10 protein-coding genes and 1 pseudogene are annotated in these 12,771 nt (G+C 34.8%); 1 reads left to right on the top strand and 10 read right to left on the bottom strand.

Translation table 11 applies throughout. The annotated features are described in order from the left end of the window. Window positions 1-58: 58 nt before the first annotated feature. Window positions 59-1,009 (bottom strand): stage V sporulation protein K, encoded by a 951-nt coding sequence (spoVK, locus tag BN1372_RS06015; protein ID WP_062197942.1) that lies wholly within the window; start codon window positions 1,007-1,009, stop codon window positions 59-61. Window positions 1,010-1,221: 212 nt separating this feature from the next. Further along, window positions 1,222-2,118 carry a C39 family peptidase gene (locus tag BN1372_RS06010; protein ID WP_062197941.1) on the bottom strand — a complete coding sequence of 299 codons (897 nt, stop codon included), beginning with the start codon at window positions 2,116-2,118 and terminating at the stop codon, window positions 1,222-1,224. 62 nt (window positions 2,119-2,180) lie between these two features. Between BN1372_RS06010 and BN1372_RS06005 the strand changes: the two genes are divergently transcribed. Beyond that, a complete protein-coding gene (locus tag BN1372_RS06005) occupies window positions 2,181-3,176 on the top strand; it encodes a tyrosine-type recombinase/integrase (protein ID WP_062197940.1) in 996 nt (331 codons plus the stop codon). Between the two features lie 37 nt (window positions 3,177-3,213). Here the strand turns inward: BN1372_RS06005 and hfq are convergent. From hfq to BN1372_RS05965, 8 genes and pseudogenes are all read right to left on the bottom strand, one after another. Continuing rightward, window positions 3,214-3,439: pseudogene (gene hfq / locus BN1372_RS06000) on the bottom strand (RNA chaperone Hfq). A 32-nt stretch (window positions 3,440-3,471) separates the two neighbouring features. Continuing rightward, window positions 3,472-4,419, bottom strand: coding sequence for a tRNA (adenosine(37)-N6)-dimethylallyltransferase MiaA (gene miaA, locus BN1372_RS05995; protein ID WP_062197939.1), 948 nt, complete (start codon window positions 4,417-4,419; stop codon window positions 3,472-3,474). Window positions 4,420-4,567: 148 nt separating this feature from the next. Then, window positions 4,568-6,415 (bottom strand): DNA mismatch repair endonuclease MutL, encoded by a 1,848-nt coding sequence (gene mutL / locus BN1372_RS05990; protein ID WP_062197938.1) that lies wholly within the window; start codon window positions 6,413-6,415, stop codon window positions 4,568-4,570. A 12-nt stretch (window positions 6,416-6,427) separates the two neighbouring features. Continuing rightward, window positions 6,428-9,025 (bottom strand): DNA mismatch repair protein MutS, encoded by a 2,598-nt coding sequence (gene mutS / locus BN1372_RS05985; RefSeq protein WP_062197937.1) that lies wholly within the window; start codon window positions 9,023-9,025, stop codon window positions 6,428-6,430. A 176-nt stretch (window positions 9,026-9,201) separates the two neighbouring features. Beyond that, on the bottom strand, window positions 9,202-9,750 hold the full coding sequence (gene cotE, locus BN1372_RS05980; RefSeq protein WP_062197936.1) for an outer spore coat protein CotE: 549 nt from the start codon (window positions 9,748-9,750) through the stop codon (window positions 9,202-9,204). A gap of 101 nt (window positions 9,751-9,851) precedes the next feature. Beyond that, the gene (locus BN1372_RS05975; RefSeq protein ID WP_062197935.1) at window positions 9,852-10,277 is read right to left on the bottom strand and encodes a YlbF/YmcA family competence regulator; all 426 of its coding nucleotides are present in this window, start codon (window positions 10,275-10,277) and stop codon (window positions 9,852-9,854) included. Then, entirely contained in the window at window positions 10,277-11,800 is a 1,524-nt protein-coding gene (gene miaB, locus BN1372_RS05970; RefSeq protein WP_062197934.1) for a tRNA (N6-isopentenyl adenosine(37)-C2)-methylthiotransferase MiaB, read from the bottom strand. Before miaB ends, BN1372_RS05975 begins: the two co-directional genes overlap by 1 nt. Window positions 11,801-11,898: 98 nt before the next feature. Then, window positions 11,899-12,771: a 2-oxoacid:ferredoxin oxidoreductase subunit beta gene (locus tag BN1372_RS05965; RefSeq protein WP_062197933.1), complete on the bottom strand. Its 873-nt coding sequence runs from the start codon at window positions 12,769-12,771 to the stop codon at window positions 11,899-11,901.

The following is a 12,771-nucleotide window of genomic DNA, read 5'->3' as shown; positions in this document are numbered from 1 at the left end:
CTCCTATCTTAACAAAAAACAAACTTTTTCTCCATTATGAAAAAAGAAACCTCTCCGTTTACGAATAGGTTTCTTCTTCAAACGATAAATCTTCTGGACGAATAAGTAATAAATCCGACTTTGTTTCTTTTGCTTCTTGTAGAAGCCGCAATGCTTGTTTCCGAATCGCTTTTTCTAAAATATTTCGAATGTAGCGTCCGTTACTAAATCGTCCTTCGGGTTGATTTCTTATTTTTATTAAATGACCCTTTAATTTCCATTCAGCATCAGGATGGAAACGATAGTCTTTACTAGCAATTAATCGTCGCGAAATTTCTAACAGTTCATCTACCGTATAATCAGGGAATTCTACTTTAATCGGAAAACGCGATGGTAATCCAGGATTTAAAGATAAAAAAAAGTCCATCTCTTCTTTATATCCTGCTAAAATTAACACAAATTCATCTTTTTTATCTTCTAACCCTTTTACTAACGTATCAATCGCTTCTTTTCCGAAATCTTTTTCTCCACCACGAGCAAGAGAATATGCTTCATCAATAAATAAAATTCCTCCCAATGATTTTTTGATTAACTCTCTCGTTTTTTGTGCCGTATGTCCAATATACTCTCCAACTAAATCCGCACGTTCTACTTCAATTAAATGACCTTTTGATAATACTTTCATTTTTTGAAACATCTGGCCGATTAAGCGTGCAACTGTCGTTTTACCCGTCCCTGGATTTCCTTTAAATAACATATGAAGTACTTGCTTATCCGTTTTTAATCCTTTTTCTTTTCTTTTTTCGTTTATATACACCCATGCATAAATTTCTTCAACCGTCGTTTTTAATGATTCTAACCCTACTAGTGCATCTAACTCTTTTTTCATCCATTGAAGCGGATGATGATTTTCTTGCTCTGATTCTGTTTTCACTCGTTCATTACTTTCTACTGTTAATTTTCGTTCTCCGTTTAAAATAACATTAATTTGCCCATTTTCCCTCAGTGTTATAGGTGGAATCACAATCATCACCTCTTTTTGTACTCTTAAAATATGTATATGCAAAGAAGTTATATTTGTGACAAACGCCTAGAAAGAAATGTTCGATTAAAAAGGATAAGGTATCTCTTTCTTTAACGGACAGTACGTTAGAAACAGTTAGAAAATAACTTTATATAAACAAAAAACCTCATCTATCATGAATTTCGATGAGGCGATTTCTATTATAAAAAATAAGTTTATTATTCAATAATAGCAGGTTTCGTATCAGTAATAGCAACAATCGCTTGAGAACCCATTTGTTTCCAAGCAGCAGCAAAGTTTGCTTTATTTACTTTTCTATTTTTTGTTTGGGCTAAAGGATCATTAAAGTAAATATATTGCGAATCATAACCAGTAATAAGTACCGAATGTTCCCGATAGGTGATTTTTACTTTTCCAATTGGTGTTGACCATGTTTGAAATTGGTTTTCTGGTAGTTCTTGGAATCTAGAGTTAATAATCACCCAAACCGGATATCCTTGGGAAAGAAAATAATATAAACCATCAAATTCTACACCCGTTACATCTACAATTTCATTGGGTAAATATTGTTCGGCTAACATACGAATTGGACCATGGTACACACCTAATCCAGGATTCTCAAATGAATACATGTCCCCGACAAACCCGAAATTTGGATTACCGAAATAAATGGTCCCATTTTTTTGTTCATATGGTGTTGGGTCTCTTTTAATTTGATTAGCGAGCGTCATTTTATCCACATCTATCCCATTTGTTCGAAGAAGCATCGTTAAACTTGTTACTTCACAGCCTCTTGGTAATTCCGGCATCTGTTCAACATGTGTAGCATCCATTAAAATATGATCATTAAGTCGTTTATCTTTTTCCCAGACAATAATTTTATGTTTCCCATATTCAATTTTAGAGGCATCATTTTCTTTCGCAAACGCTAATGCATCACTATACGTATGGAACGTTCCCATCGTTCTAAAAGCAGAAGATACGTAAAATGAACGACTTTTTTCAATATTCGTTTCAAAAAAATTACCACTTGTAACAGGAGTGGCACTTTGAAAATACGTAATTCCTGATAATACGATTACAATGACCATCAAAACCCATAATAACTTTTTCAAAAAATAATACTCCTTCCCATTACATACCTTGTTTCATTATAATATAGATAGGGGGAAAACTCATGTATGAATTAATCACTAACCGTAACTTGCCAACTTACGCAATAGAATTTTTAGAATCACTCATAAAAAAAGGCCGAAAAGCATCTACGATTTCTCGATATGCATATGATTTAGAAGATTTCTTTTCTTGGTTAAGCAAAGAAAAACAAAATCATTTGTTTCAAACGTTCCAATCTGTCACGACGGAAGACTTGAAAAAATATATGACTTTTTTAACCGATAAAAAGCATTACTCTTCTCAAACGATGCAACGCATTCTTATTGTGCTTAATCAACTGTATAAATATTTTATCAAAAAAAAGGTACTTCATGTAAATCCTGTTTCTAACTTACCATATAAAACGGGGCAATTAAAAGAAATAGTGAAAGATGATTTTTTAAGGGATGACGAAGCAAAAAAAATATATGATACCGTTCGCTCCTTAGATGGATTAACAGACAACCAAAAAAAAGCTAGATCCAAACTTATTGCACGAAATGAATCGATTTTTATCTTGCTAATCGAATATGGCTTAACATTGCAAGAACTAACGAATATAACGATGAATAATATTCATTTTGAATGGAATACGATAAATGTTGGAATAGAGGAACAAACAAGACGGACGATTTCGATACATCCATCTCATAAAAAAGTATTATATGATTATTATCAAACGATTCCAAAACCTGTACGACCGAGATACCGAAGCTCCGATCCATTTTTTGTTGCTTTTGACTTTCAACGCAATACGTATCGTTGGGTATATGCAACAGATTCCCCTAAAAAACTTACAAAAATTGCTATTCAAAAAATGATCCGTGAAGAATGTAAACGAGCTGGATTACTAGGAAAAAGTCAGCAACATTTTCGGCATACCGCTGTTTTAAAAGCATTACAACAACAAAAGTCAATCGAAACGATTAAAACACAGTTCGGTTTTCAAACAGAAATTGCTTTAAAAAGAATCGTTCACTTTTTTGAACAGGAACAAGAAAAAAAGCAAAAAAAATAAGTGCCCTTCTCTAAGAAGAAAGCACTTATTTTTTCTTTTATTCAAAGTCAATTTGAACAGGTCGTTGCGGAGAGAACGTAGAAATAGCATGTTTATAAATTAATTGTTGCTTCCCTTCTGTTTCTAACAACACCGTAAAATTATCAAACGCTTTCACTAATCCACGTATTTGAAAACCATTTAGTAAAAAAAACAGTTACATATACTTTGTCTTTACGTAATTGATTTAAAATTTGATCTTGAATGTTGATTGATTGCTTCATGTTTATCCTCCTCTTAGTCCTTACGAATCGTTTCATTTAGATATTTCGTTTATTTGTTTCCAATTTCCTGCTACATATGTTGAAATTTCTTGTAAAACTTTATCAAATGGTTGTTTTGTCATATCAAACCATTGCACTTCCATTTTATTTTTAAACCAAGTAAATTGACGCTTTGCATATCGTCTAGAATTTCGTTTTAATAACGCAATTGCCTCTTCCATAGATGTTTCACCGTCTAACGCGGCGTATATTTCTTTATACCCAATGGCTTGCAGCGACTGACAATCCTTTAATCCCGCATCATGAAATTTTTTTACTTCTTCTATTAATCCTTTTTGTACCATTTCATCGACACGTTGATTAATTCGGTCGTATAATAATGCTCGTTCCATCTCAAGTCCTATCAAGATAAGCTGGTAAGGGGATTCCTCTTTTTGCTTTTGCCATTTTGAAAAAGGGACAGAAGTAACATGATATACTTCTAATGCCCGAATAACGCGGCGGACATTATTTGGATGGATAGATTGTGCTGCTTCTAGATCTATCCGTTGAAGTTGATCGTACAAATATTGCTCTCCTTTTTCCATCGCGACTTGCTCTAATTCATGGCGATAATGTTCGTCTTTATTTGCATCATTAAATTGATAATCATAGATAACAGATTGAACATATAGCCCTGTTCCCCCAACGAGAATAGGAAGTTTATTTTTTTCAGAAATTTCTTTGATTGCATATTTTACTAATGATTGAAACTCCGCTACTGAAAACGATTCATTTGGATTTTTAATATCCACTAAATGGTGTTTAATTCCTTGCATTTCGTCTTTTGTAATCTTCGCCGTTCCGATATCCATTCCACGGTATATTTGCATCGAATCTCCACTAATAATTTCACCATTAAACTTTTTGGCAAGTTCGATACTCGTTTTTGTTTTACCGACCGCTGTCGGACCGACAATTACGACTAGTGGTTGCTTCATTTTCTACTCCTCTAATCGAATGTTTTGTTTCTTTTTTCATTACATCAAGTAAAGCATAATTTTACAGGTAATGCAACATTGGAAATAGTTGTAGAAATAAAAAAAGAATAAGCAAGAATCCTACCTGATAGAATTCTTGCTTATTCTTTTACATCACTCGTTTAAATAATTTTTGCATGTCATAAGTCGAGATATGAATCATCACAGGTCGACCATGGGGACAAGTAAACGGATCAATCATATTTCGTAACGTTTCTAATAACTCAAACATTTCTTCTTTGCGTAAATGTTGATTTGCTTTGATAGATGCTTTACAACTAGCCATGGCTGCCACATCTTCCCTTAATAATTGTAAATCCACTTTATTTTGTTCGATTACTTGATCAATAATTTCCCGGATGAGCGTTTCTTCTTCTCCTCTTGGAAACCAAGTTGGATGACTTTTTACAACATACGTACGACCACCAAATGGTTCTAAAAAGATACCTACTTTTTGTAACTCATCTTTTGCTTCTTCAATTTTTAACACTTCTGCGTGCGTAAATTCAAACCGAATTGGTAGCAACAACTCTTGCGAATCATTGGATGGATTAGCTAACTTTTGACGATAATATTCAAAATTAATACGCTCTTGCGCTGCATGTTGATCGATAATATATAATCCTTGTTCATTTTCTGCTAGAATATACGTACCATGCATTTGACCGATTGGATATAAAGTCGGTACGCGAGAATCGTTTTCTCCTTCTTCTGTCTCTCTTCTTTCTTGTTCTTCCATCTCTTCTAAAATATCTTCCCATTTTTCGTCTATCGGAACAGATTTATTCGTAATCGTAACATCGTCTTGTTTTTCCACTACTCCCTTTTCTTCAACATGTGCAATTGTTTCTTTTATTTCAATCATTTCTGATTCAGTTGGAATAAGCGGCTGCTGATGGGAAGAAAATGTGAATGTTTGTTGTTCTGATTTTTGTTTTACAGATGTTGGTCGTTCTACACTTGGAATCAATGTTTCTTGTCGAAACTTTTCGCGAATCCCTTCTGTCACCCATTCGTTTAATTCTTTTTCCTTACTAAAACGAACTTCTAATTTAGCAGGATGGACATTGACATCTACTAAAATTGGATCCATTTTAATAGATAAAACGGCAATAGGATACCGTCCGATTGGAAGTAGGTTTCGATATCCTTCGATAATTGCTTTCGCTAACGGATAATTTTTAATAAAACGACCATTCACCAGCGTCGAAATGTAATGACGAGAAGCACGATTTATTTCTGGTTTAGCAAGAAATCCATCTAACGTAAAATCAAGTGATTCCAAATGAATGGGAATCATTTGTTTTACAACAGATGAACCGTAAATTTGCTGAATGACTTGTAACATTTGGCCATTCCCGCTCGTTTGAAATAATTTTTTCCCGTTATGTGTTAATAAAAACGCAACCTCTGGATGAGCAAGAGCCATTCGATTCATCACATCTGTAATATGTCCCATTTCTGTATGAATCGTTTTTAAATATTTTAATCGTGCCGGTGTGTTATAAAAAAGATCTGTTACAACGATTTCCGTTCCTTTCCGTAACGGAGCGGATGATGTACGAACAATTTTTCCACCTTCTAAATATAACTTTACCCCAGACGTTACTCCATCTGAAGTGGTGATGGTTAATTTACTAACAGATGCGATACTTGGCAATGCTTCTCCTCGAAATCCTAACGTGCGAATATGAAACAAATCTTGTTCATTTTTAATTTTACTTGTAGCATGCCGCATAAATGCTCGTTCACAATCTTCTTCCCGAATCCCCGCCCCGTCATCCACAATCCGGATTTTCGCAAGGCCACCTTCTTCAATATCTACATGAATTCTCGTACTAGAAGCATCTAATGCATTTTCTACTAGTTCTTTCACAACTGATGCGGGACGCTCCACTACTTCTCCAGCAGCGATTTTATTGGCTAAAGCATCATCTAATAATACAATTTGACTCATAATACGCCCCCTTTACTTCATTTTTTTTTGCAGGCGATATAACGTATTCATTGCATCAAGCGGTGTCATCGATAATAAGTCTAATTCCTGTAAGTCACGAAGAACTTGCTTTTCTTCTTTGTTAATAGAAGGCTTTTGTACTGATTTATCTTCTTGAACTGTTTCAGCAAAAAAAGACAATTGTGCATTTGCCTCCACTTGCTTTCTTTCTTCCACCATTTCTACTTGTTCTTTTTGTTCGCCTGTTTCTAACTGTTTCAGTATTTCTGATGCCCGGATTATTAAAGGCTCCGGTAACTTCGCTAGTTTTGCTACATGGATACCGTAGCTTTTATCTGCCGGTCCTTCTTTTACTTTATGTAAAAAAACGACCGTTTCATTTTCTTCAACCGCGCTAACATGTACATTTGTTAAAGATGGTAACGAATCGGATAAACTCGTTAATTCATGATAATGGGTGGAAAATAACGTTTTTGCTTGTACGTGCTCATGAATATATTCAATAATGGCTTGTGCTAATGCCATTCCATCATACGTGGACGTTCCACGGCCAATTTCATCTAACAATAACAAGCTATTTTTTGTTGCTTTTGCCAACGCATCATTTGTTTCCATCATTTCAACCATAAATGTACTTTGTCCAGAAACTAAATCATCCGCTGCCCCAATACGAGTAAAGACTTGATCAAAAATAGGGAGCGTCGCTTTTTCACACGGAACAAAACACCCCATTTGAGCCATAATACTCGTTAACGCAACTTGACGCATATACGTACTTTTCCCAGACATATTTGGTCCTGTTATAAGAAGTAATTTCCTGTCTTCCTCATTCATGTGTACATCATTTTCTACATACACTTGTTGATCCATTACTCTTTCTACTACTGGATGACGCCCAGAAGAAATCATTAAACTACCATTATTCGAAAAAAATGGTCTTGTATAATGATAGTTTTCACTAATTGTTGCAAAACTTAAATAACAATCTAATTCACTTATCGTTTTTGCTAACTGTTGTAAATTTTGAATATATGGTTTCACTTGTTCGCGAATCGATTGAAACAATTCATATTCTAAACTGATAATTTTTTCTTCCGCTTCTAAAATTAACGCTTCTTTTTCTTTCAATTCTGGCGTAATGAACCGTTCTGCATTTGCTAATGTTTGTTTTCTTTCATAGTCGTCTTCTTGTAATAAGTGAAGGTTGGCTTTTGTCACTTCAATGTAGTAGCCAAAGACTCGATTGTATCCTACTTTTAACGACTTCACACCCGTTTTCTGACGTTCTTTTTGTTCTAATTCCGCAATCCACGCTTTTCCATTTCGACTCGCATCTCGATATCGATCTAGTTGTTCATGAAACCCGTCTCGAATCATTCCACCTTCTTTGACAGACATCGGAGGATTTTCGATAATTCCATTTTTTAATAATTGACATAAAGATTCACAAGGATCCATTTTTTCTGCTAGTTGTTTTGCTTGGTTATTCGGTAAATGATGCACAATCGCCCGGATAGCAGGAACAGCTTCTAGCGTTTTTCGTAATTGCACCAGGTCACGGGCATTTACATTCCCAAACGCTACTCTTGCAACAAGTCGTTCTAAGTCATATACTTCTTTTAAACGATTGCGTAATTCTGTCCGTTCTAAAAATGACTGTATTAATACGTCTACCATGTTTAAACGTTTTTCTATTTTCTCTACTTGAATAAGGGGACGTTCAATCCAGCGTTTCATCATCCGGCTCCCCATTGCGGTCATCGTGTCATCCATTAACCATAATAGAGAACCTTTTTTCCCTTTATGTCGAATCGTTTCTGCTAATTCCAAATTACGTCGTGCATGTAAATCTAGCTTCATAAAATGTTCCACATCATATCGTTCGATTGTTTGTAAATGTTCTAACGATCGCTTTTGCGTTTTCATAAAATATTGCAATAGTCGACCTGCTGTACGTTGTTCTAATGCAGAAGTAAAAGGAACTAAAGAAGAACAAACTGTTGGAACTGCCGTTTCTTCTTCCGTACTAAATAGAACAAACTGTTTTTTTTGAAATTGTTTTTTCCATTCGTCTGAAACAGATGAATCTACAATTAATTCCTTTACTTCATTTGCACTGCATTCAATCAACACTTCATCGAAAGAAGAAAGAACCGTTAATTTTATCTCTCCTGTTGATAAATCAGCGTAAACAAAGCCGTACTGATCATTTGCTTCGGTCACACTTGCAATATAGTTATTTTCTTTTTCGTTCAGAAGTTTCCCTTCCATTACTGTCCCTGGTGTAATCAGTTGAATCACTTCACGCTTAACGACACCTTTTGCTTGTTTCGGGTCTTCTACTTGTTCGCAAATAGCCACTTTATATCCTTTTTCAATTAACGTGGAAATATAGTCTTTCGCTGCATGATATGGAACACCACACATCGGTATTTTTTCGTTCGTTCCACCATCACGTCCCGTTAATGTAATTTCTAATTCTTGTGATGCTTTAATGGCATCTTCAAAAAATAATTCATAAAAATCGCCTAAGCGAAAAAATAAAAAGGCATCTTCATATTGCCCTTTAATTTGTAAATATTGTTGAATCATAGGGGTATATTTCGCCATCTAAGTTCCTCCAATAAAACTACTTCTTTTGTCGTCATTATACCACAAAGTAAACAGTCCATCAGATAGAGAAGATTGGTTGTTTAGAAAGAATTCTTCTCTTGATGATGGTTTACACAAAAAGAACAGCCTCTCTTTATTAAAAATAAAAACTAGGAAGTCCATCCCTTCCTAGTTTAATCTTCCTTTTTGGTTGTTAAAAAATCTTCATTAATCGATTGTTCATTTAATATTTCTTCCACCGAATCTTCGGCGGATTGATTTGGTTGAATAAATACCGCAACTTTTGTTTCCCCAATAATTTCTGCTGCTGTTTCTTTTTCTATTTGAACTACTACTTTTGTTTCGTCTGGAGAAATGGTTGCTTCTAGACAATTTGGTTCTTGCAGCATCCGAACAACCACATCAAATTTTTCGTCAATGCTATTTTGGTCAATATATTGAAGCGGTACCTTTTCATTATATTGAACTGTTTCAGTTACAACTTCTGTTTTTGTATTATCTTTGTAAGAATACCAAATATTAATATCGTACGTTCCATTCACCAACACTTCATCTTTTTTCGGATTCGCTTTAAATTTATGATTAATAATCCAGCAACCAAGTATGCTAGTAGGTTTGTTCGGCGGCGTTACTGTATGAGTTGTTTGTTGAAACTTTTTCCCTTTCCCACAAACTGCTTTTGTAATAATCTCTCGGTAAAAACCTTTTTCTTCTTGTGTCACCCTGTTCCCCTCCTTTACAAAATACACTCGTTATATTGTATTCTGAAAAGAAGGTAGATTATGACTATAAAAAAGGCACGAGAACACCCGTACCTTTTTTATTAGCATCCACAAGTATTATTTTTTTGTTGTGAACCAGTCGTTCCTTTTAACACATCTCCACCTGTAGACAAGATAATTTCATCTGTTACTTTATTGGAAATGGTTGTTGCTACTAATTGTAATAAGTTATTCACATCTTCTTGCGATTCTTGAAATTGTTGCACGATTGGAAATGCATTAACTTTTTCTAATAACTGATTAATTTTTTCCTCCGTTTGTTTTAATGCTTCTTCTTTTCCATAATGCGCTAAATTTACTGCTTCTTTTTGGTAATGTTTAATTTCTTCAATTAGCATATATACTTTTTTATTTTCATTTAATTTTGCTTCAGCTTGTTTAAACATTTCTACTTCTTCTGTTTGTGCAATCATTTTTGCCAATTCTCTTGCTTGATCTACGATTTGTTCCATTGTATATTTCGCCATTATGCTTTCACCTCAGCTAATTCTACATATTCTCCGTCTAATGTCCATGTTTTCGGTTGTGTAATTCGAACATTTACTAATTTACCAATCAATGATTTAGGTCCTGAGAAGTTCACTAATTTATTTCCTCGAGTATGTCCACTTAACACATTTTCATCTTTTTTGCTTACACCTTCTACAAGAACTTCGACAATTTTCCCTTCATATTGCGCATTTTTTTGTGCTGACAATTCATTCACTAGCGCGTTTAATCGTTGTAAACGATCTCGTTTTACTTCTAGTGGAACATTATCCTCCATTTTTGCAGCAGGTGTACCTTCACGAGGAGAATAAATGAATGTATATGCACTATCATACTCTACTTCTTGAACAAGGGAAAGCGTATCTTGAAATTGTTCTTCTGTTTCATTTGGATATCCAACAATAATATCCGTCGTTAACACGACATCTGGAATTGCTTTTTTAATTTTCCGAACTAACTCTAAATAATTTTCTCGTGTATATTTACGATTCATAATTTTTAATACGTCATTATTTCCCGATTGTACTGGTAAATGAATATGTTGTACTAAATTTCCGCCTTTTGCCAAAACTTCGATTAATTCATCATCAAAGTCCCAAGGGTGACTAGTTGTAAAGCGAACACGTGGAATGCCAATTTGACGAATTTCATCCATTAAATCTGCTAATCGATAGTGGCGATCTTCGAAATCTTTTCCGTATGAGTTTACATTTTGACCAAGTAAGGTAATTTCTTGATAGCCTTGGCTTGCGAGTTGACGTACTTCTTGAATAATATCTTCTGGAAGTCGACTTCTTTCTTTTCCACGTGTAAACGGAACGATACAATACGTACAAAACTTATCACAACCAAACATGATGTTCACCCATGCTTGAATATTTCCTTTACGTACGCGAGGCAGATTTTCAATAATATCGCCTTCTTTTGACCATACTTCTACAACCATTTCTTTACCGAACATCGCTTCTTGAAGTAGTTGAGGTAAACGATGAATATTATGTGTACCGAAAATTAAATCGACTTGTGGATGTTTTGCTAAAATTTTATTTACAACCGATTCTTCTTGTGACATACAACCACATACACCGATTATCACATCCGGATTCTTTACTTTTAGTTGTTTTAAATGGCCAATTTCGCCAAAAACTTTATTTTCTGCATTTTCTCGAATCGCACATGTATTTAATAAAATCACATCTGCTTCTTCTTGCACTTCCGTTGCATCATATCCTAATTGCGTTAAAATCCCCGCCATAATTTCCGTATCATGTTCATTCATTTGACATCCGTATGTGCGAATGGAAAACTTTTTCCCTTCCCCGATATTTTTCATTTCATCCGGAATTTCAAAATCATAATGAACTTGAATTTCTTCTTTCCCACGACTTTTCGCCTCTTTTAACGATGGCGGCTGATAGGTAGATTCAAAATATTTTGCGTAGTCCTTATCGGATTTTTTGTCCGATGGATGTACTGGTTGAATTGGAATTTCTTTTTTCATAAAATATCCTCCCTTATTTCTTGTTGGAACTTATATATTATAGCAAAGTATAACGAAAATGAAAAAGCCCTTTCGGCATCGAAAGGGCTTTTTATTTCTTACATAAATTCAGCCATTAATTTTTGGAAATCATCGTTTTCTAAGCTTAAGTCTGAAGTTACTAATGGAGTTTTACTAAAGCCGTTTGCTTCAGCAAGTGTTTGATAGTCAGCTTTTTCGTTATCTTGGTAAATAACACCTGTAACTAAACCGTTGTTTTCCATTAATGTAGAAATAGCTTTTACGCGATTGTGACGATCGTATCCTTCGATGTCATCAAGGCTGATTAAATGTTCTTTAAACCAGTCATATGTGTTTACTTTGTTGAATGTTACACAAGGACTGAATACGTTTACGATAGAGAAACCTTTGTGTTCAATAGCTTGTTGAATGATGCTAGTTAATTCTTTTAAGTTACTTGAGAAACTTTGAGCAACAAATGTTGCACCAGAAGAAATCGCAAGTTCCATCGCACCTAATGGTGATTCAACTGAACCAGCTGGTGTTGATTTTGTTTTGAAACCAACATCACTACGAGGAGATGTTTGACCTTTTGTTAAACCGTAAATATGGTTGTCCATTACGATATATGTCATATCAATGTTACGACGAATGGCATGAATCGTATGTCCCATACCGATTGCAAAACCATCACCATCTCCACCTGCTGCTACAACAGTTAGATCACGGTTTGCCATTTTAACCCCTTGAGCATATGGTAAAGCACGACCATGAATAGCGTGTACACCATAAGAGTTAATATAACCTGAAATACGACCAGAACATCCAATACCTGAAATTAATGCTAATTCATGTGGCTCAACACCTACTGCTGCTACCGCACGTTGAATCGCTGCTTGAACTGAGAAATCCCCACAACCTGGACACCAGTTAGGCTTTACATCGTTTCGGAAGTCTTTAAACGTTGCCAT

The organism is Massilibacterium senegalense, assembly GCF_001375675.1.
GTDB lineage: Bacteria > Bacillota > Bacilli > Bacillales > Massilibacteriaceae > Massilibacterium > Massilibacterium senegalense.
Note: the sequence above shows the minus strand (reverse complement) of the source record. Positions and strands in the feature narration are given on the sequence as shown.

What these genes read in the sequence shown, in the direction of transcription:
- mutS (WP_062197937.1), bottom strand. Translation starts at nt 9,025, where the DNA reads ATGGCGAAATATACCCCTATGATTCAACAATATTTACAAATTAAAGGG.
- BN1372_RS06005 (WP_062197940.1), top strand. Translation starts at nt 2,181, where the DNA reads ATGTATGAATTAATCACTAACCGTAACTTGCCAACTTACGCAATAGAA.
- BN1372_RS05975 (WP_062197935.1), bottom strand. Translation starts at nt 10,277, where the DNA reads ATGGCGAAATATACAATGGAACAAATCGTAGATCAAGCAAGAGAATTG.
- spoVK (WP_062197942.1), bottom strand. Translation starts at nt 1,009, where the DNA reads ATGATTGTGATTCCACCTATAACACTGAGGGAAAATGGGCAAATTAAT.
- miaB (WP_062197934.1), bottom strand. Translation starts at nt 11,800, where the DNA reads ATGAAAAAAGAAATTCCAATTCAACCAGTACATCCATCGGACAAAAAA.
- BN1372_RS05965 (WP_062197933.1), bottom strand. Translation starts at nt 12,771, where the DNA reads ATGGCAACGTTTAAAGACTTCCGAAACGATGTAAAGCCTAACTGGTGT.
- mutL (WP_062197938.1), bottom strand. Translation starts at nt 6,415, where the DNA reads ATGAGTCAAATTGTATTATTAGATGATGCTTTAGCCAATAAAATCGCT.
- miaA (WP_062197939.1), bottom strand. Translation starts at nt 4,419, where the DNA reads ATGAAGCAACCACTAGTCGTAATTGTCGGTCCGACAGCGGTCGGTAAA.